The sequence below is a fragment of the Mycolicibacterium sp. HS_4_1 genome (assembly GCF_054515875.1).
On record NZ_CM137261.1, the window covers coordinates 5203274 to 5222761 of the forward strand.

Sequence of the window (19488 nt, forward strand, 5' to 3'; positions counted from 1 at the left end):
CCACACGAGTCGCCTGGGCATCGGCCCTGATCGTCCTGCTCCTCTCCGGTGCAGCCATGGCGCTGCTCGGTGCCGGAGACTCCGCATCGCAGTCGCCGGTGGCCGTGCCTGCCGGCGCCGAATCCGCCCGCGCCGACGCGCTGCGCGCGCAGTTCCCCGGCGGCGATACCGCGCCGGCGATCATCGTGGTGACCCGCACCGACGATGCCCCGTTGACGCCGGCCGACATCGCTGCCGCAGGCCCCGGCGCCCAGGTCTCCGCCGACGGCAAAGCCGCGCTGCGGATCGCACCACTGGCGGCGGACCTGTCCGGCTTCCACCTCCGCGACGCGGTGCACGATCTGCGCGCGCAGGTCTCGGCAGCGCTCCCCGACGGATTACGCGCACAGGTCACCGGTGGACCCGCATTCGGCGCCGACATCGCGAATTCCTTTGCCGGAGCCAACTTCACACTGCTCGCGGTGACCGCAACGGTCGTGGCGCTGCTGCTGATCGTCACCTACCGCTCCCCCGTCCTCTGGCTGATCCCGCTACTGGTGATCGGGTTCGCCGATCAGGTAGGCGCAGTCGTCGGCACCGCGGTGGCCGCGGCGACGGGGCTGAACCCCGACGGTTCCACGGCGGGCATCACCAGCGTGCTGGTCTTCGGTGCCGGCACCAACTACGCGCTGCTACTCATCTCCCGCTATCGGGAGGAACTGTCCCGGCGCAGTGACCATCGGGACGCCCTGCGGGTGGCGTGGCGCGCCGCCGCCCCGGCGATCGTCGCCAGCAACGCCACCGTGGTGCTGGCTCTGCTGACCCTGTTGCTCGCCTCCGCCCCCAGCAACCGCAGTCTGGGCGTGCAGGCCGCGGCCGGCCTCGTCGTCGCCGCTGTGTTCGTGTTGCTGGTGCTGCCCCCGCTGCTGGGATTGTTCGGCCGCCGCCTGTTCTGGCCCTTCATCCCCGAAACCGGCTCGCACGCCAAGTCGCTCACCGAAAGCGGCGTCTGGCACCGGGTCGCCGCCGGCGTGGCGCGCAGGCCGGGCCGCGTCGCCACAGTGGCATTGGCCGGCTTGGCCGCGCTGTGCGTCGGCCTGGTCAATCTGCCCATCGGGCTGTCGCAGACCCAGCAGTTCCGGGTGCAGGCCGAGTCCGTCGCCGGCTACGACACCCTCGCCGCGCACTTCCCCAGCGGACTGACCAACCCCACCACCGTCATCGCCTCCGCCCCAGACCTGGGTCCGGCCATCGCCCGCACGCCCGGAGTCGTGTCGGCGACGCCGGCAGGGCGATCGGCGTCGGGCCTGACCCAGTGGTCGGTGGTACTGGCTGCCGCACCCGCTTCCCCAGACGCGTTCAAAACCATTGATAATCTTCGTGATTCGGTGCACCAACTCGACGCCGGCGCGGTCGTCGGTGGCCCCGACGCCCAGGCCCGCGACGCCGCAGCAGCGGCGCAGCACGACCGGAAGATCGTCATCCCCGCGATCCTGCTGGTAGTACTGGTCGTGCTGTACGTCCTGCTGCGTTCGGCGCTGGCACCGGTGATCCTGGTGGCGGTGACCGTGCTCAGCGCCCTGGCCGCGCTGGGAGTGGGCGGCTGGGCCAGCGTGCACCTGTTCGGATTTCCCGCGCTGGACAACGGGACTCCGCTGTTCGCGTTCCTATTCCTCGTCGCGCTCGGCGTCGACCACACCATCTTCCTGGTGACCCGCGCCCGCGAAGAAACCCCCGAATTCGGTAACCGGCAGGGCATCGTGCGCGCGGTCTCCGCGACGGGCGCGGTGATCACCAGCGCCGGCATCGTCCTGGCCGCGGTGTTCTGCGTGCTCGGTGTGCTGCCGCTGATCGTGCTGACGCAGCTGGGCATCATCGTCGGCCTCGGCATCCTGCTGGACACCTTCGTGGTGCGCACCGTCATCATCCCGGCGCTGTTCACCCTGATCGGCCCCCACATCTGGTGGCCGGCGCTACGTGCCGAACGCTAGGGCTGGCCGGGCAGCAGACTGACCATCAGGCCGTTGGCCTCGGCCAGCAGATTGCCCTCGGGGTCGAACAGTTCGGCCGCGACGAACGTCTTGCGGCCCTCGACATCGGTGACGTGTGCCTTGGCCGTCAGCGGCGTGTCGATCGGGGTGACCTTGCGGTAGTCGACGTGCAGATACGCGGTGCGACTCATCGGCCGATTGACCGCGTGGATCAGCACGCCGAAGGCCTGATCGAACAGCAGCGGCAGCACCCCGCCGTGCACGGCGTAGTTGCCGCCCACGTGGTACCGGCTGAACTCGACCCGCATCTCGACGCCCTCGGGCGAGAACTTCGTGACCGTCCACGGCGGCATCAACAGACTGCCGACACCGGGCAGCGACGGCATCCGGTTGGCGGGGCCGACGCCTTCCGCGGCCTGGAACGGCCCCAACAGCTTGACCAGTTCTTCGACGCGGTCGGCGGCCTCGTCCCAGGTGTCACTGTCCGGGTTGGCCGACACCGCCAGGTCCTGCAGCCGCCGCATCCCCTCGATGAAGCGGCCGAACCCCGGGCCCGGGTCGGCCGGCTCAAATCTCGGGAAGCCGCCGTGCTGGTCGATGAAACCCCCGGGTTTCCCCGTCGCTTCGCTCGCCCCTTGGGATTGCCCCGTCGCTTCGCTCGCCCCTTCCGTCACCCGAGGATGTCCCGGCGCACGATCGTCTGATCCCGGCCGGGACCGACGCCGATGCATGACATGGGGGCTCCGGCGAGCTCCTCCAGCCGCAACACGTAGTCCTGTGCCTTGGCGGGCAGATCGGAGAACTCGCGCGCGGTGGAGATGTCCTCCCACCAGCCCGGCAGTTCCTCGTAGATCGGCTCGGCGCGGGCGATGTCGGCCTGCGTCATCGGCATCTCGTCGGTGCGCTTGCCGTCGACGGTGTAGCCGACGCAGATCGGCACCGTCTCCAGGCTGGACAGCACGTCGAGCTTGGTCAGGAAGTAGTCGGTGATGCCGTTGACGCGGGTCGCGTACCGGGCGATGACGGCGTCGAACCAGCCGCAGCGCCGGGCCCGGCCGGTGGTCACGCCGACCTCGCCGCCCGTCTTGGACAGGTAGGCGCCGTGCTCGTCGAACAGCTCCGTCGGGAACGGGCCCGAGCCCACCCGGGTCGTGTAGGCCTTGAGGATGCCCAGCACCGTGGTGATCCGGGTCGGGCCGATGCCGGAGCCGACCGCCGCGCCGCCCGCAGTCGGGTTGGACGACGTCACGAACGGGTAGGTGCCGTGGTCGACGTCCAGCAGGGTGCCCTGGGAGCCCTCCAGCAGGACCGTCTCGCCGCGCTCCAGCGCCTGGTTGAGCAGCAGCCGGGCGTCGGCGATGCGGTGCTTGAAGCCCTCGGCCTGCTGCAGCAGGCTTTCGACGACCTCAGCCGGCTCGAGCGCCTTGCGGTTGTAGATCTTGACCAGCACCTGGTTCTTGAACTCCAGTGCGGCCTCGACCTTGGCGGCCAGCTGCTCTTCGTCGAGCACGTCAGCCACCCGGATGCCGATGCGCGCGATCTTGTCCTGGTAGCAGGGCCCGATGCCGCGGCCGGTGGTGCCGATCTTCTTGCTGCCCGCGTATCGCTCGGTGACCTTGTCGATGGCCACGTGATACGGCATCAGCAGGTGCGCGTCAGCCGAGATCATGAGCTTGCTGGTGTCCACACCGCGGTCCTCGAGGCCCGACAGCTCGCTGAGCAGCACTCCCGGATCGACCACGACACCGTTGCCGATGACGTTGGTGACCCCGGGTGTCAGGATGCCCGATGGGATGAGGTGGAGCGCGAAGTTCTCCCCCGTGGGCAGTACCACCGTGTGCCCGGCGTTGTTGCCGCCCTGGTAGCGAACCACCCATTGCACACGTCCACCGAGTAGATCAGTGGCCTTACCTTTGCCCTCGTCACCCCATTGGGCCCCGATGAGCACGATTGCCGGCATCGTTTTGCCTCCCGCATTACCTGCCTGAATACAGTGGCAGCCGGTGAGCAACCTTATCCCAGCACGACGAGAGGAGAGGCCTTGACCGCCAGACAAGTCTCCGGCAACGTTCCCGGGGCCGTCGTGGTGCTGGTCTTCGGCGACCGCCGGATCCCCCGCGCGCTGACGGATCTGACGGCCGTCACGGTGCCCTCGGCCAGTGCTCCGACGATCCCCGACGACGCCGTCCGGGTCATCGTCGTCGGCCGCCACGCCGACCTGTCCGCCACCCTGGCCCGGCTGCTGCGCGACGACCGGCTCGACGTCGAGGTCGGCTTCGTCCCGCCCCTGTCCCGCGGCGGGCCGGGTGCCGCACGCCGCGCCAGAGACGGTGTTGCCCAACGGGTTCCGCTGATCCGCGACGAGACCGGAGCGGTGATCGTCCGGTCCGCGCGCTGGCTGCCGTCGGCCGGCGACGCCATCACCGGAGAGGCCGTCGTCGACGACACGGTGCTGTTCGACGGCGAGTCCACAGGCGTCGTCATCGAACCGCTGCCCGGCATGCCGGGGCTGCGCGCGCGAGCTCTCGGGGCCGCGCCAGGGCTGGGCCGGGGCTGGGTCACGGGCCGCGCCGCGCAACTCGGCAGCACCGGAGTTTTGGTGGAGCGCGACGGCGTGGCGGCTGCGCGTCCGGCGCGACGGTCGGCGTTCTACCGTCACATCCAGGGTTGGCTGCGGGTCGGCTAGTTTCTTGGCATGAGCTTGCCCCTGCGGCGCGGAGTCCGTCCCAGTCCCATCTTCTGGGCGATCGTGGCCCTGACCGCCGCCGGTGGCGCGGTCGCCTGGTTCTGCGGCGCCGAGGTCCGGCCCCTGGCCTACGCCGGCGTCTTCGTGTTCGCCATCGCGGGGTGGACGGTGTCGCTGTGCCTGCACGAGTTCGGCCACGCCTACACCGCCTGGCGCTTCGGGGACCGCGACGTCGAGCTGCGCGGCTACCTCACGCTGAACCCCGCGAAGTACGCCAGCCCGCTGCTGTCGCTGGGCCTGCCGGCGCTGTTCATCGCCCTCGGCGGCATCGGCCTGCCCGGCGGTGCCGTGTACGTGCGCACCGAATACATGACGCCGCGGCAGCGCACTGTGGTCAGCCTGGCCGGCCCGTTCGCAAACCTGGTGTTGGCCATCGTCCTGCTGCTCGCCACCGCGATGCTGTTCGACGCCGACCATCCGGTGTTCTGGGCAGGCCTGGCCTTCCTGGGATTCCTACAGGTCACCGCACTGTTCCTGAACCTGCTGCCCATCCCGGGCCTCGACGGCTACGGCGCGCTCGAACCGCACCTGAGCCCCGACACGCAGCGCGCACTGCTGCCCGCCCGGCAATGGGGCTTCCTGGTGCTGATGCTGCTGCTGATCGTCCCCGAGCTGAACCGGCTGTTCTTCAACGTCGTCTATTCGGCCGTCAGTCTGGCCGGCGTGCCGCCGCGCCTGGCGATGATCGGCAGCGCACTGACCCGGTTCTGGTCCGCCTGGTAGCACGCCGCAAGGCGTAGGCCTTGCGACATATGCGTAGTTCTGCATATATTTCTGGCATGGGTGCCGGACACGACCACAACCATGGCTCGAACGCGCGCGCCAGCCGCATGATCATGGCCGCAGCCGTACTCAGCGTCTTCTTCGTCATAGAGCTGACCACCGCGCTGCTGATCAACTCGATCGCGCTGCTGGCCGACGCGGGCCACATGCTGACCGACCTGGTCGCGATGTTCATGGGCCTGGGCGCCGTCCTGCTCGCCCGCCGCGGCTCGTCGTCTGCGGCCCGCACCTACGGCTGGCACCGCGCCGAAGTCTTCACCGCGGTGGCCAATGCCGTGCTGCTGATGGGCGTCGCGGTGTTCATCCTCTACGAGGCCTATGAACGACTTGGTGCGGCGCCTTCAATACCCGGTGTGCCGATGATCGTCGTCGCCCTCGCGGGCCTGCTGGCCAACCTGGTCGTCGTGCTGCTGCTGCGCTCCGACGCCGGCAGCAGCCTCGCGGTCAAAGGCGCCTACATGGAGGTCATCGCCGACACCGTCGGCAGCGTCGGCGTCCTGATCGCGGGCATCGTGAACGTCACCACCGGCTGGCCGTACGCCGACGTCGTCGTCGCCGTCCTGGTCGCGCTGTGGGTGCTGCCGCGCGCCGTAGCGCTGGCCCGCGCCGCCCTGCGCATCCTGTCGGAGTCCTCCCCCAGCCATATCGACGTCGAGGAACTGCGCACGGCACTGGCCGCCGTCGACGGCGTGACCGACGTGCACGACCTGCACGTGTGGACGCTGGTGCCCGGCAAGGACATGGCCACCGCGCACCTGACGTCCGCCGCGGATTCGGCGCGCGTCCTCGAGTCGGCCCGCGCCGTGCTGGCCGCCCGCGGGCTAGACCACGCCACCGTGCAGGTGGAACCGCCCGCTGACGGCGCCTGCCACTGCGAGATGGACTAGCTACAGACCCAGCTCGCCGCGCGCCGCCGGATCGCAGTCCTCCAGCAGGTCCAGGCAGCGCAGGTACTCGTCCTGCTCGCCGATCGCACCAGCGGCCTTGGCCAGCACAGCCACACACCGCAGGAAACCCTGGTTCGGTTCGTGCGCGAACGGCACCGGGCCGAAACCCTTCCAACCGTTGCGGCGGAGCTGGTCCAGGCCGCGGTGGTAGCCCGTACGGGCGTAGGCGTACGCGGTGATGGTCTGGCCGTCGGCCAGCGCGGCCTCCGCCAGGGCGGCCCAGGCCACCGAGGCCGTCGGGTGCGCCGCAGCAACGTCGGTCGCGGACGTGCCCGCGGCCAGAGCGTCCTCAGCCTCGAAGTTGGCAGGCAGCAGCACCGGCTCCGGACCCAGCAGATCACCCATTCGCGTCATGGCCGCCATTGTGCCGTGCGGGCGCTCGCAGGAATACCGCAGGCGGGCGATTAAGCTCCAGGCAGGACGTCGCGGCCGGCAACGGACGCACCGGCCCCAGTGCGCGACTTTGATCGGGAGGACAGACACCCCCATGTCGAACCCAGCCGCCATGTCGAATCCGACGGGCCCGGACGACCGTCGCGACGCGAATCAGCGCGCTGCCACGACAGGCGACGACGCCGCAGCGGCAACCGAAATCTTCGAGCCGGCGGATCCGGCGACCGACCCGACCATCCCGGTGCGGCGCTTCACGGCGCCGTCGAGCTTCGACGGCAAGACCCAGATCATCGCGCCGCTGCCGGACCCGGAAACCGAGCTGATGCCGCCGGCCGCACCGCAGCAGATTCCCGGCACCGTCAAATCCCCGAAAGACCGGCGCAGCTGGGGGTGGGTCATCGCACTGGTGCTGGTGATCGCCGCCATCGCCGCTCTGGCGGTCCTGGGCACGGTGCTCCTGACCCGCGGCCATTCGGCCATGAACGCCGAATGGCCTGGGGGCACCTCCCACTTGTGGGGGACTACGACACAGGATTTCGCAACTCCTGCGCCGTGACCGGCCACTCGGCGGTGCTGTCTAGCTGGACATACCGGCGGAAACGCTGCGGCCCGTGCTGTGCAGGTCGTTGCACGCTTCGATGACGCGCTGGGTCATCGAAGCCTCGGCCTTCTTCAGGTAGCTGCGCGGGTCGTAGACCTTCTTGTTGCCGACCTCGCCGTCGATCTTCAAGACGCCGTCGTAGTTGGTGAACATGTGCGCCGCCACCGGGCGGGTGAACGCATACTGGGTGTCGGTGTCGACGTTCATCTTCACGACGCCATAGCGCAGTGAGTCCTCGATCTCGGACTTCAGCGAGCCCGAACCACCGTGGAAGACGAAGTCGAACGGCTTGGACCCGGCCGGCAGACCCAGCTTGGCGGCGCCGACCTTCTGGCCTTCGGCGAGCACCTCGGGCTTGAGCTTGACGTTGCCCGGCTTGTACACGCCGTGCACGTTGCCGAAGGTCGCGGCCAGCAGGTACTTGCCGTGCTCGCCGGCGCCGAGCGCGTCGATGGTCTTCTCGAAGTCCTCCGAGCTGGTGTACAGCTTCTCGTTAATCTCGGCCTCGACACCGTCCTCTTCACCGCCGACGACGCCGATCTCGACCTCGAGGATGATGTTCGCGGCCGACGTCAGCTTCAGCAACTCTTGCGCGATCTGCAGGTTCTCGTCGATGGGCACCGCGGAGCCGTCCCACATGTGCGACTGGAACAGCGGGTTCTCGCCGCGGGCGACGCGCTCGGCCGAGATGGCCAGCAGCGGGCGGACGAAGCCGTCGAGCTTGTCCTTGGGGCAGTGGTCGGTGTGCAGCGCGACGGTGATGTCGTACTTGGCGGCGACGACGTGGGCGAACTCGGCCAGTGCGACCGACCCGGTGACCATGTCCTTGACGCCGAGGCCCGAAGCGAATTCGGCACCGCCGGTGGAGAATTGGATGATGCCGTCGCTACCCGCGTCGGCGAATCCCTTGATCGCCGCGTTGACGGTTTCCGACGACGTGCAGTTGATGGCCGGGAACGCGAAAGAGTGTTCCTTGGCGCGGGCCAGCATCTCCGCGTAGACCTCGGGCGTGGCGATGGGCATGTTTTTCCTCTCGGCGAACCTGCAGTCTGGGCCAGTATGTCAGTCATGTGAAGCGCAAGTGCGGCACCGGGGGACACCCGGTCAGACGGTCAAGACCACCCGGTAGTGCGCGTGGCCGCTGTTCATCCGTTCGAAGGCCTCCGCGGCCTGCGCGAGAGGTCGTTCCTCGATGACGGCCCGCACGCCTGTCAGAGCGGCGAAATGCAACGTCTCCTCGATGTCGCGCGAGGTGCCCGACGGATGCCCGGTGACCGAGAAGCCGCCGTTGATGAGGTCGAGCGGGCTGATCGGCAATGGCTCGGGGGTCACGCCAACCGTCACGAGCTGGCCCTCCGGCCCCAGCCCGCCGATCGTGGCGGCCATCGCCGTCGAGCTCGCGGCGGTCGCGAGCACGACGGCCGCCCCGCCGAGGCGCTGCAGTTCGGCGGCGACATCCGATGCGTTCGAATCGATGTAGTGATGCGCGCCGAGTTCCTTGGCCGCGGCTTCGCGCTCCGGGCCCCGGGCGATCGCGACGGTTTCGAAGCCCATTGCCCTGGAGAACTGCACCCCGAGATGGCCCAGGCCGCCGATGCCGATCACCGCGACCAGATCACCGGCCTTGGCCCGCGTCTTACGCAACCCGTTGAACGTCGTCACCCCCGCACACCCCATCGGCGCAGCCTCGGCGAACGAGAATTCCTCCGGTATCCGGGCCAGCGCAGTCGCGGGCACGTTGACCGATTCGGCGTATCCACCGGGATAGTGCCAACTCGGTACTTCCATGCGTACGCACTGCATGAAGTGGCCCCGCCGGCAGGGCTCACAGCGGTTGCAGTTGCCGCCGAACCAGCCGACCGCGACGCGATCGCCGACGGCGAAGCCCTCGACGCCGTCGCCCAGTTCCGCGACCGTGCCCGCGATCTCGTGGCCGAGGGTGATCGGCCACGACAGTCCGGGGAAGTGCCCCGCGTAGAACTCACGGTCGGTGCCGCACACGCCGCATGCGGCGACGGCGATGCGGACGTGGTCACGCGGCGGCGAAACGGTGTCGACATCCGCAAGTTGGAGCGGAGCGTTGGCTTGTGCGACGTGAACTGCCCTGTGAGTAGCCATGGTCCGACCCTATGAGCGATGTGCAGTTAAGGGAACAGCCAACTGACACCGGTATGTTGACCCCATGATCAGCACCCTGTCGCTCATGCCGGACTTCATGGATCCGGTGAAGCTCATCGGATACTTCGGTACCTGGGCCCTGGTCGGATTGCTGGTCGTCATCTTCGTCGAGTCGGGCGTCCTGTTCCCGATCCTGCCCGGCGACACCCTGCTGTTTGTCGCGGGCATGCTGGCGGCCGGCACCGCGGCCCAGGCCGAGGTCGCCGCGCAGGCCAACTTCAACATCTGGCTGCTGCTGCTGACCATCCCGGTCGCGGCCATCCTCGGTGGGCAGGCCGGCTACTTCATCGGACGGTTCATCGGTGTCGAGATGTTCAAGCCCGACGCCCGCGTCTTGAAGCAGAAGTACCTGGACGAAGCACACGCGTTCTTCGAGGAACGCGGGCCGTTCGCGATCCTGCTGGCCCGCTTCGTGCCGATCGTGCGCACCCTGGCGCCGATCACGGCCGGCGCGGCCCGAATGGGCTACGCCGCTTTCACGTTGTACAACGTGATCGGTGCGATCGTGTGGGGCTGCGGCATCACTCTGCTGGGCTATTGGCTGGGGCAGTTCCCCATCGTCCAGAAGCTGCTCGAGCCGATCTTCGTCCTGATCCTGGTCGCGTCCATCACGCCGATGCTCTGGGAGTGGTACAAGCGGCGTAAGGCTGCTTCCGAGAGCTAGGAGGCCCGCCCGGCAGCTGCGTCTATAGCCCCAGGACTGCGGCCAACTCTCGCAGGGCCGGCCGCGGGTCGGCAGTCGGAGGTTCTGCGAGCACCTGCACGACCACGTGGTCGGCACCGGCATCCAGGTGCGCCCGCACGGCGGCTGCCGCATCGTCGACGTTGCCCATCCCGACAAGTGCACGCGCCAGCCGCTCCGAGCCGCCGTGCACCAGGTCACTCTCGTCGAAGCCCTGGCGTAGCCACGAATTCCGGTAGTTGGGCAGGCCGCTGTAGACGTTGAGGTGGTCGTGCGCACGGCGCAGTTGATCGGCGTCATCGCCACCGATCGCCACCGCCTGCTCGGAGACGATCCACTTGTCCGGCCCGAGAATTTCGCGCGTTGTGGCGGTAGCGGACGGCAGCACCAGGTACGGGTGTGCGCCGTCGGCGTGGCTGCCGGACAGCTCGATCATCTTGGGCCCCAAGGCCGCGAGCAGCCGGGCCGGGCGGCCGATGCCGGGTTCGATGGCGTCCGGCACCGCGGCCATCCGCTCCAGATAGCCGCGCATGGTGGCGAGCGGCTTCTGATACGTGCCGCCCATGCCGCGCTCCACCAGCGGGCCGTGGCTGACACCGAGACCCAGGACGAACCGTCCCGGGTAGAGCGCCGTCAGCGTGCGAGCACCGGCCTCGGCAGCCGATGGAATCCGCACATGAATGTTGGCGATCCCGGTGCCGACCACCAGACGCTCGGTCGCCGCCAGGAACGCTGCCGACTCCGTCAGGCACTCCTTGCCGACGGTCTCGGGCAGGAACAGCGACCCATAGCCCATGGCTTCGATGTCGCGGGCGACCGCCTGAGCATCAGGCATGGCCCAGCTGTCGCTGGCCCACCACACGCCGATGCGGGACGGAAAGTCGATACGAGCGCGCTGACTGGTCATCCGCCCACAATCGCCTACCGCCACCCCCGCCGCGACGCGGGGTCAGCCCTGCAGCCGACCCGACAACTCATGCGCATGTTCCAGCAGCAGCCGCCCGAGTTCCCGGCGACGGCCGGCGCGGAACCGGGTCTCGACGCCCGTCAGGCTCAACGCCCAGCCCGGCAGGCCGCGCCGGTCGAAAACCGCTGCCGCCATGCCCCAGCTGCCCTCGACCAGCAGCGCGGGATTGGTCGCGTAACCGGCACGCCGGGTCTGCTCGATGCGCTTGCGGATGGCCGCCTCGGAATGCGTCGGCCCCCAGGTAGTTTCGGGCTGTTCCCGAAAGAAGTAGTCGTCCACATCGGCGGCCGGCAGATGGCTCAGGATCGCCAACCCGGCACTGGCCACGCCGAGCGGAAACCGGATGCCGACGTGCAAGACGTGTGACCGCAACGGGAAGCTGCCTTCCTCGCTGAGCACGCACACCGTCTGATCGCCGCGCCGGGCGGAGAAGAACGCACTCTCGCCGGTCTCGCGGGCCAGTCGGGTCACCACGGCCCGCGCCTGGTCGGTCACGTCGTGGTGCTGTGCCGCGCCGACACCCAATAGGTACAGCTCGGGCCCGAGTGACCAGCGCCCGGTTTTCTGGTCCCGGCTGACGAGATGTTCGTCGGCCAGCGCCGTCAGCAGCCGGTGCGCGGTGGGACGGGCCAGCCCCGCCAACTTGCCGAGCTCGGTGGTGGAGGCGCCGGCGGGTTCGGTTGTCGCAACGGCCCGCAGCATCGCCCCGACTCGGGCGACGACATTCGGACCGGTCATCGGCTCATATTAGACGTTCATTCAATGAACGCTGCTCCCGCCAATGCTCATTCTGCGAACACTTTTCACCCGCTTTGAGCAGAGACTTGCCATGTCAGCGGCCTGCCGTGAAGAGTGGGTCCCGCGTTTACTGGATGAACGGAGTGTCATGACCTCGAAGGTGTATGCCTCGGCCGCCGAAGCGGTCGCCGATGTCGGTGACGGCGCCACGTTGGCCGTCGGTGGATTCGGTTTGTGCGGCATCCCCGACCAACTCATCGCTGCCATCGCGGCATCGAGTGCCACCGACCTCGAGGTGTTCTCGAACAACTGCGGTGTCGACGGTGTCGGCCTCGGCGTTCTGCTCGGCCTCGGCAAGGTCCGTCGGGTCACCGCGTCGTACGTCGGGGAGAACAAGGAGTTCGCCCGCCAGTACCTGTCCGGCGAGCTCGAAGTGGAGCTCACCCCGCAGGGCACCCTGGCCGAGCGCATGCGCGCCGGTGGCGCCGGCATCCCGGCGTTCTACACGCCGGCGGGTGTCGGCACGCCCGTCTCCGACGGCGGTCTGCCGTGGCGGTACGCGGCCGACGGCTCGATCGCGGTTGCCTCGCCGCCCAAGGAGATTCGTGAGTTCGACGGCAAGCGCTATGTGCTGGAGGAGTCGATCAACGCTGACTTCGCACTGGTGCACGCGCTGCGCGCCGACACCGCGGGCAACCTGGTCTTCAACAAGACCGCACGCAACTTCAACCCACTGGCCGCGATGGCGGGGCGGATCACCATCGTCCAGGTCGAGGAGCTGGTGCAGCCGGGCGAGATCGACCCCGACGACGTCCACCTCGCCGGCGTGTTCGTACAGCGCATCGTGCACACCGGACCGCAGGACAAGCAGATCGAGAAGCGCACTGTCAGCGAGGAGCGCAGCGGATCGCGCATGAGCACGAGCGAAGGAGCCCGCTAGATGACCGGTTGGAACCGTGACCAGATGGCCGCCCGTGCTGCCGCCGACATGATCGACGGCGAGTACGTCAACCTCGGCATCGGCCTGCCGACCCTGATCCCCGGCTTCCTGACGGGCGACGTGCACGTCACGCTGCACTCGGAGAACGGCATCCTGGGCACGGGTCCCTACCCGACCGAAGATGCCGTCGACCCCGACCTCATCAATGCCGGCAAGGAGACCGTGACGGTCAATCCCGGTGCGGCGTACTTTGATTCGTCGCTGTCGTTCGGCATGATCCGGGGCGGCCACATCGACACCGCGGTGCTCGGCGGCATGGAGGTGTCCCGCACCGGCGACCTGGCCAACTGGATGGTGCCCGGCAAGATGGTCAAGGGCATGGGCGGCGCCATGGATCTGGTGCATGGCGCATCGCGGGTCATCGTGCTGATGGAGCACACCGACAAGGCCGGCAATCCGAAGATCGTGCCGGTCTGCACACTGCCGCTGACCGGTCAGGGTGTCGTCGACCGGATCATCACCAACCTCGCCGTCATCGACGTGCCCGGCGACGGCACGCTGATCCTGCGTGAAACCGCCCCCGGGGTGAGCGTCGACGACGTCATCGCGGCCACCGGCGCCGAGCTGACGGTCCAGCTGAACTAAGCACCTCGCGAGCCTGACTTGACGGTGCTTTTCGGGCCGGATTTCCGCCGTCAGGTCAGGTTGGCGGCTGGTTCCGCTCGGAACGTCCGTCTGCCTGCCCCTTGATCCCGGCGGGGAGCCCGCTCACCCCGCGTGAACGCTCGGACCAGCACGCCGCGCACCAACGGCACCGGTGACCACCAGAACCACCGGCCGAGCAGGCCGGCGATGCCCGGCACCACGAACGTCCGCACGATCAGGGTGTCGATCAGCAGTCCGACGCCGATGGTGGTGCCGACCTGTTCGATGCTCAGTACGTCGCTGGGCAGCATCGCGAACATGGTGATGCCGAAGACGATTCCGGCAGTCGTCACCACCCCGCCAGTGCCGCCGAACGTCCGGATCATGCCGGTCTTCAAACCCGCATCCGGTCGCGTCACCTCCTCGCGCAGCCGCATGGTCAGCAGCAGGTTGTAGTCCGCGCCGACGGCCACCAGGGCGATCAACGCGATCGATGGCACCGCCCAGTGCAGGTCCCTGCCCAACAGGTCCTGCCAGATGAAGGAGGTGACGCCGAGCGCCGACGCATACGACACCACGACGGTGCCGATCACCACCGCGGCCGCCACCGGACTGCGCAGCATGATGAGGATGATCAGGAAAACCAGCGCGAGCGCGACGGCGGCCAGCAGCAGGAAGTCGTCAGAGACATAGCCGCGAAGTTCTGCGGTGCCGGTGCCAAAGCCGGTGACGTACACGGTGTTCCGGACCAGCGTGCCCTCTTTCGTCGATTCGCGCACGGCGGCAAGGATTTCGGGCGAGCGCAGCGCACCGTCGGTGCCGAACACCTTGCCGTCGCCGTAGACGAGCAGCCGCGTCGACCGGCCGTCGGGCGCGAAGTACAACCCGGCCGCACGCTGGAAGCGCGGGTCCTGCCACGCGCGCTGGGGCAGATAGAAGCCACCGGCACTGCTGTCCTGGAAATCCGCCCGGACCCCGCGTAGGTAGTCCGTCAGTCCGGAGAACATGCCCCGGGTCTCACCGACGGTCTTGGTCAACTGTGTTGTCACCGAGCCGAGTTGGTCGACGGCAGCCCGCATCGAACGCACCGACGCCTGCGCACCGGTGAGCGACCGGGCCATGTCCGTGGTGCCGGCACCGAACTGCCGGGTGCTGTCGGTCAAAGTGCCGGTGGCCGCCACCACCGAATCCATGGGCTCGACGACCTTGAGCACCAGCGAGCAGATGGCGTCGTTCGCGCAATTCGGGTTGGCGCCCGTGAAGCCGCGCAACGGGTCCAGGTACTGCGATACCTGAGTGACGTTGTCGCGCAACTGCTGCATGCCGCCGTGCATGGCATCGATTCCGGATCCGAGCTGCCCGAGTCCCCGGACGCTGCCACCGAGGCCGTTCTGCAATTGCGTTATCGCCGAGGAGAACTGGTCCAACGTCGCGGACAGCTGGTTGACCGTGCCCAGCCGCTTGCTCAGCTGCGCCACCCCGTCATCGAGCTGGTCGGCGATGGTGCCGGCCTGATCGGTCAGCGCCGCCTGCTCGGGCAGCGAACCAGCCGGCCGCGACGCCGACTGCACCATGCGGACGCCCGGAATCTCCATGATCTTGCGCGTCACCCGTTCGACCGCGATGACGCCTGCCGGGTTGCGCAGGTCGTGATCCGTCTCGATGGAGACGATCTCGGGCAGCAGCCGGTTGGGCGGGAAATGCCGGTCCATGGCCTGATATCCGCGGTTGGCGTGCGTGGTATCCGGTTGCGCAGCAAGCTCGTCGAAGCCCAACCGAACCCCGACGACCGGGAGGGCGCAGATCACCAGAACCAGCGCCGAGGCCACCAGCACCGGCCCCGGCCACCGGGCGACGACGGTGCCCACCCGGCGCCAGCTCCGGCCGGGCACCGTGGCGGCAACCCGACGGCGTGGTTGCGCCAGCCCATGCCGGCCGGCCAGTCCGATGAACGCCGGCAGCAGCGTGAGTGAGGCGAACATCCCGGTGAGAATGCCGATGGCGCAGGGTAGTCCGGCACTGCGGAGCATCCCGACCTGAGCGAACAGCAGACACGACAGCGCCGCCGCGATGGTGAGGCCCGACGCGGCGATCACCGGCGCGACGCTGCGGTTCGCGATCGCCAGCGCGCCTTCGTGCTCGACACCGGCGCGCCGCTGTTCGTGATAGCGGCCCAGCAGGAAGATGCCGTAATCCGTTGCCGCGCCGAGCACCATCGCGGCCAGCAGGGACACCGAGAAGATCGACACCTCGATCAGGTCCCGCTCCCCCAGGAACGCTACGATTCCCCGCGCCACCCCGAGCCCCAGGCCGACGGTCAGCAGCGGGATGGCCGCCGTGATCACCGACCGGTACACGACGAAGAGCAACACCGCGATCAGGACCACGGTGACGCCGGTGATCATCAGCATCTGTTTGTCGATGGCGCTCAGCTCGTCGGCGATGGTGGCGCCGGGCCCGGTCACGTAGGCGTGCAGACCCGCTGGTGCCGGCGCGGCGGCGACGATCCGCCGGACCGCATCCAGGGCGGCGTTCGCCTTGGCCGCGCCGAGCTCGCCGCGAATCCGCAGCATCGTGTAGACGGCCTTGCCGTCGGTGCTCTGCGCGCCGGCTGCCGTGACCGGGTCGGACCACAGGTCCATCACCGAATCCACGTCCTCGGTGTCCGCGCGCAATGTGCTCAGCAGGCGGTCGTAGTAGGCCCGCTCGGGCGCGCCGAGCGGACGATCGCCCTCCAGCACCAGGTAGTTGAGGTTGCCACCCGCTCCGTCGTGGAACTGCTGGTCCATCTGTACGCCGGCCAGGTTCACCGGGGCGTCCGCGGGCAGGAAACCCCGCGCGTGGTTGTGGGCGGTGCTTTCCACCTGCGGCACAAGGAGATTGCCCGCCGCCGCAGCCAGCACCCACAGTCCGATGATCAGGACCGCGAAGCGGCTGCAGAATCTGGCGATGACGTCCCACATGAATCCGAAACTACGAGCGACCGGGGTCCGGAAGCGTCGTGCTGCGGACGAGACCGGGCCTCCTACCGTGGTAGGAGGCCCGAGCCGTCCCGCGAATGATGTGTAAATCCCGGCACCGGCTCTACGCTGGCGGTATGGCCTGGATCCGCGACTTCGCGCTGCGACGACGCGCTCTGGTGCCCTATGACTACCCCTTCACGGTGCCGGTGGTGATGTACAGCGGGACGCTGATGGCTCTCGGCGCCGCCGCGGTGCAGCGCGACTTCACCCGTCCTTGGCTGCTCGTCGTCGCCGGCCTGTTGGCGTTGGCCCCGATCGTGGTGTTCATCGTCATCGGCGTGAAACCGCCCCCACTGGCCGCCGCGGCCTTCGGATTGGCCGCCGTGGCGGTGCTCATGTCGTGGCCACCAGTCAGCAACGACACCGCACCGTGCCTGCTGTTGTTCGTGCTCGGGGAGATCTTCGCCCTCAGCTCATGGCGCGACGGTCTCATCATTGCCGCCGCGTCAGCGGCACTACTACTCGTCGCGTCCCGCACCGGCCACCTCGTCACACCGCTGCTTTATGTCGCGTTCCTGCCGCTGGCCGCGATGATCGGCCGCATCCTGCAGTTGCAGCAGCGCCTCGTCATCGAGGAACGCGCGCGGCAGGCCGCCCGCGCCGAGCAGGCCGCGTCCGACGAACGACGCCGGATCGCCCGCGAGGTCCACGACGTCATCGCCCACTCGCTGTCGGTGACCATGCTGCACCTGACCGGTGCCCGGCGGGCGCTGCAGGAGGACTGCGACGTGGACGAAGCGGTCGACGGCCTCCTCGACGCCGAACGCCTGGGCCGCCAGGCCATGTCGGACATCCGGCACACCGTCGGCCTGCTCGGCGCGCAGGAAGCCCAGCCGCCCCGGCTGACTCCCGAACCCGGGTTGTCCGACATCCCTGATCTGGTGACGAGTTTCGCCTCGGCCGGGCTGCAGGTGGACTCCCGCATCGAGGCGGACCCCGCGGACCTCAGCGCGGGAATCGGGCTGGCACTGTTCCGGGTGATGCAGGAATCGTTGGCCAACATCGCCAAACACGCCCCGACGTCGCTCGTGCAGCTGCGACTCCGTCACGACAACGGCATCGCCACCCTCTCGGTCTGTAACGAGCTGTCCACCCCGGTGTCCGAGTTCAAGCCGGGCGCCGGGCTGCCCGGGATGCGCCAACGCATCGAAACCCTCGGCGGCGAGTTCCAGGCCGGCCCCGGACCGGACGGGTGGATGGTCCAGGCTCGCGTGCCGGTGACCCCGACGGCAACCGCGCATTGTGCGATGCACCGAATCCGGCAGTCACTCAATGGAACCCACAATGACTGACGGCCCCGTTCCGAAAGACGGCTCAACCGTCGACGTCCTGCTGGTTGACGATCAGGAACTCGTCCGCTCGGGCCTGCGCCGGATCCTGCGGCGCAAGGACGGCTTCAGCATCGTCGGCGAATGCGCCGACGGCGACGAAGTACCGCGCGAAGTGCTCCGGTGCCGCCCGGACGTCGTGGTGATGGACCTGCGGATGAAGCGCGTCAGTGGCGTCGACGCGATCCGCGCCCTGCGCAGCGGCGGCGGTCCACCGGCCTTGGCGCTCACCACTTTCGACGACGACGATCTGTTGTCCGCCGCCCTGCGCGCCGGAGCGTCGGGCTTCGTCCTCAAGGATTCACCGGCCGAGGAACTGATCCGGGCCGTGCACGCCGTCGCGCGCGGTGAGGCGTATCTGGACCCGGCCGTCACCGCCCGTGTGCTGAGCGGCTACCGGCGCGCGCCCGGCGCCCCGTCCGACGACGTCGCCGACCGGCTGACCGCCCGCGAACTCGACGTGCTGCAGCTGATCGGATCGGGCGCGACCAACGCCGAGATCGCCGGCCGGCTGGTCATCTCGGAGGTCACGGTGAAGAGCCACATCGGGCGCATCTTCACCAAGCTCGACCTACGGGACCGCGCGGCCGCGATCGTCTACGCCTACGACCATGGGGTGGTCGCGCCGAAATAGCCTCAGTCGGCGAACACCCCGCGCATGGCGTCGGCGCCGAACATCGGCTCCATCATGGCCGAGAAGTCCGGGCCGCGGCGCAGTTTCTGACCGCCGTCGACGTTGATCAGCTGGCCGGTGATCCATTGCGACGCGTCACTGAGCAGGAACAGCGCCAGGTTGGCGACGTCCTCGACCTCGCCGGCCCGGGGCAGCGGGGTGCACTTCCGGTAATCCTCACGCAGCGGCTCGAATTCGAAGATGCTGGCCGCCACCAGGTCGGTGCGGATCAGGCCGGGGCGGATGCTGTTCGCACGCACCCAGGAGGCCCCGAGTTCGTCGGCCGCCAGCTGCACCAGGTGATCCAGCGCGGACTTGGTGACGCCGTACGGCCCGAACCAGCGGTGGGTGTTGCTCGCGGCGATCGACGAGATGCCGACGAACGATCCGCCGCCGCCACGGACCATTTCCCGCCCGGTGTGCTTGACGACGTACATGCTGCCGTTGACGTTCAGATCGACGGTCTGCCGCCACATCTCGGAATCGATGTGGGTCACGGGCCCGACGGTCAGCGAGCCACCGGCACAGTGCACGGCGCCGGAGAGCTTCCCGTTCCATGCGGCGGCGGTCGCGACGGCGCGGGCGACGTCGTCCTCGTCGGTGACGTCGGCGATCTGGAAGCGGATGACGCCCGGTCCCCCGGCGGCTGAAATCTCGTCGACAGCGGACTGCAGCGTGGCTTCGGTGCGGCCGACGATGAGCGCGTTGCCGCCGGCCGCCACAACTCCCTGCGCGATGGCCTTTCCGATGCCGCTGCCACCGCCGGTGATCAACACGGTTCGATCCGTCAGCCAACCCTGAACTGAAAACTGCACCGACGTACTCCTTTGGACAGATCGACGGGAACACGTCTTGTATACACTTTTCGAAAGTT

19 protein-coding genes are annotated in these 19488 nt (G+C 68.6%); 10 read left to right on the forward strand and 9 right to left on the reverse strand.

The features are described from left to right. Positions 1–56: 56 nt before the first annotated feature. Positions 57–1970: an MMPL family transporter gene (locus ACX12F_RS25215; RefSeq protein ID WP_459370501.1), complete on the forward strand. Its 1914-nt coding sequence runs from the start codon at positions 57–59 to the stop codon at positions 1968–1970. On the opposite strand, the gene ACX12F_RS25220 is transcribed toward ACX12F_RS25215, so the two are convergent. Both ACX12F_RS25220 and ACX12F_RS25225 read right to left on the reverse strand, forming a co-directional pair. Beyond that, positions 1967–2644, reverse strand: coding sequence for a PaaI family thioesterase (locus ACX12F_RS25220; RefSeq protein WP_459366998.1), 678 nt, complete (start codon positions 2642–2644; stop codon positions 1967–1969). The two genes, ACX12F_RS25215 and ACX12F_RS25220, sit on opposite strands and share 4 nt — an antisense overlap. Next, entirely contained in the window at positions 2641–3930 is a 1290-nt protein-coding gene (locus tag ACX12F_RS25225; RefSeq protein WP_459366999.1) for an adenylosuccinate synthase, read from the reverse strand. The genes ACX12F_RS25220 and ACX12F_RS25225 overlap by 4 nt, the downstream gene beginning before the upstream one ends. 81 nt (positions 3931–4011) lie before the next feature. Here ACX12F_RS25225 and ACX12F_RS25230 point away from each other — a divergent pair, with 81 nt between their 5' ends. Genes ACX12F_RS25230 through ACX12F_RS25240 form a run of 3 tightly spaced genes read left to right on the forward strand, consistent with a single transcriptional unit; the run spans position 4012 to position 6386 of the window. Beyond that, complete coding sequence (locus ACX12F_RS25230) at positions 4012–4656, forward strand: peptidase M50 (protein ID WP_459367000.1); 645 nt, start codon at positions 4012–4014, stop codon at positions 4654–4656. Between the two features lie 9 nt (positions 4657–4665). After that, the gene (locus ACX12F_RS25235) at positions 4666–5439 is read left to right on the forward strand and encodes a site-2 protease family protein (protein WP_459367001.1); all 774 of its coding nucleotides are present in this window, start codon (positions 4666–4668) and stop codon (positions 5437–5439) included. A 56-nt stretch (positions 5440–5495) separates the two neighbouring features. After that, positions 5496–6386: a cation diffusion facilitator family transporter gene (locus ACX12F_RS25240; protein ID WP_459367002.1), complete on the forward strand. Its 891-nt coding sequence runs from the start codon at positions 5496–5498 to the stop codon at positions 6384–6386. Here the strand turns inward: ACX12F_RS25240 and ACX12F_RS25245 are convergent, their stop codons facing one another. Beyond that, positions 6387–6800 carry a DUF3151 domain-containing protein gene (locus tag ACX12F_RS25245; protein ID WP_459367003.1) on the reverse strand — a complete coding sequence of 138 codons (414 nt, stop codon included), beginning with the start codon at positions 6798–6800 and terminating at the stop codon, positions 6387–6389. A gap of 133 nt (positions 6801–6933) precedes the next feature. Here ACX12F_RS25245 and ACX12F_RS25250 point away from each other — a divergent pair, with 133 nt between their 5' ends. Continuing rightward, entirely contained in the window at positions 6934–7395 is a 462-nt protein-coding gene (locus tag ACX12F_RS25250; protein WP_459367004.1) for a hypothetical protein, read from the forward strand. 21 nt (positions 7396–7416) lie between these two features. Here the strand turns inward: ACX12F_RS25250 and fbaA are convergent, their stop codons facing one another. Together fbaA and ACX12F_RS25260 are read right to left on the reverse strand one after the other, a co-directional pair. Continuing rightward, positions 7417–8463 carry a class II fructose-bisphosphate aldolase gene (gene fbaA, locus ACX12F_RS25255; protein ID WP_459367005.1) on the reverse strand — a complete coding sequence of 349 codons (1047 nt, stop codon included), beginning with the start codon at positions 8461–8463 and terminating at the stop codon, positions 7417–7419. Between the two features lie 81 nt (positions 8464–8544). After that, positions 8545–9558 (reverse strand): alcohol dehydrogenase catalytic domain-containing protein, encoded by a 1014-nt coding sequence (locus ACX12F_RS25260; protein WP_459367006.1) that lies wholly within the window; start codon positions 9556–9558, stop codon positions 8545–8547. A 64-nt stretch (positions 9559–9622) separates the two neighbouring features. Here ACX12F_RS25260 and ACX12F_RS25265 point away from each other — a divergent pair, with 64 nt between their 5' ends. Further along, positions 9623–10282, forward strand: a complete 660-nt coding sequence (locus tag ACX12F_RS25265) for a VTT domain-containing protein (RefSeq protein ID WP_459367007.1) — start codon at positions 9623–9625, stop codon at positions 10280–10282. Positions 10283–10304: 22 nt separating this feature from the next. Here the strand turns inward: ACX12F_RS25265 and ACX12F_RS25270 are convergent, their stop codons facing one another. Further along, complete coding sequence (locus ACX12F_RS25270) at positions 10305–11207, reverse strand: LLM class F420-dependent oxidoreductase (protein WP_459367008.1); 903 nt, start codon at positions 11205–11207, stop codon at positions 10305–10307. A 42-nt stretch (positions 11208–11249) separates the two neighbouring features. Next, a complete protein-coding gene (locus ACX12F_RS25275) occupies positions 11250–12005 on the reverse strand; it encodes an IclR family transcriptional regulator (protein ID WP_459367009.1) in 756 nt (251 codons plus the stop codon). A 148-nt stretch (positions 12006–12153) separates the two neighbouring features. On the opposite strand from ACX12F_RS25275, the gene ACX12F_RS25280 reads away from it, so the two are divergent. Continuing rightward, positions 12154–12945, forward strand: a complete 792-nt coding sequence (locus ACX12F_RS25280; RefSeq protein WP_459367010.1) for a CoA transferase subunit A — start codon at positions 12154–12156, stop codon at positions 12943–12945. Then, a complete protein-coding gene (locus ACX12F_RS25285) occupies positions 12946–13590 on the forward strand; it encodes a 3-oxoacid CoA-transferase subunit B (protein WP_459367011.1) in 645 nt (214 codons plus the stop codon). Between the two features lie 50 nt (positions 13591–13640). On the opposite strand, the gene ACX12F_RS25290 is transcribed toward ACX12F_RS25285, so the two are convergent. Next, positions 13641–16553 (reverse strand): MMPL/RND family transporter, encoded by a 2913-nt coding sequence (locus ACX12F_RS25290; protein WP_459367012.1) that lies wholly within the window; start codon positions 16551–16553, stop codon positions 13641–13643. 134 nt (positions 16554–16687) lie between these two features. On the opposite strand from ACX12F_RS25290, the gene ACX12F_RS25295 reads away from it, so the two are divergent. Together ACX12F_RS25295 and ACX12F_RS25300 are read left to right on the forward strand one after the other, a co-directional pair. Beyond that, a complete protein-coding gene (locus ACX12F_RS25295) occupies positions 16688–17905 on the forward strand; it encodes a sensor histidine kinase (protein ID WP_459367013.1) in 1218 nt (405 codons plus the stop codon). Further along, positions 17898–18575 (forward strand): response regulator, encoded by a 678-nt coding sequence (locus ACX12F_RS25300; protein ID WP_459367014.1) that lies wholly within the window; start codon positions 17898–17900, stop codon positions 18573–18575. Before ACX12F_RS25295 ends, ACX12F_RS25300 begins: the two co-directional genes overlap by 8 nt. 2 nt (positions 18576–18577) lie before the next feature. Here the strand turns inward: ACX12F_RS25300 and ACX12F_RS25305 are convergent, their stop codons facing one another. Then, positions 18578–19429: an SDR family oxidoreductase gene (locus ACX12F_RS25305; RefSeq protein ID WP_459367015.1), complete on the reverse strand. Its 852-nt coding sequence runs from the start codon at positions 19427–19429 to the stop codon at positions 18578–18580. Between the last annotated feature and the right edge of the window lie 59 nt (positions 19430–19488).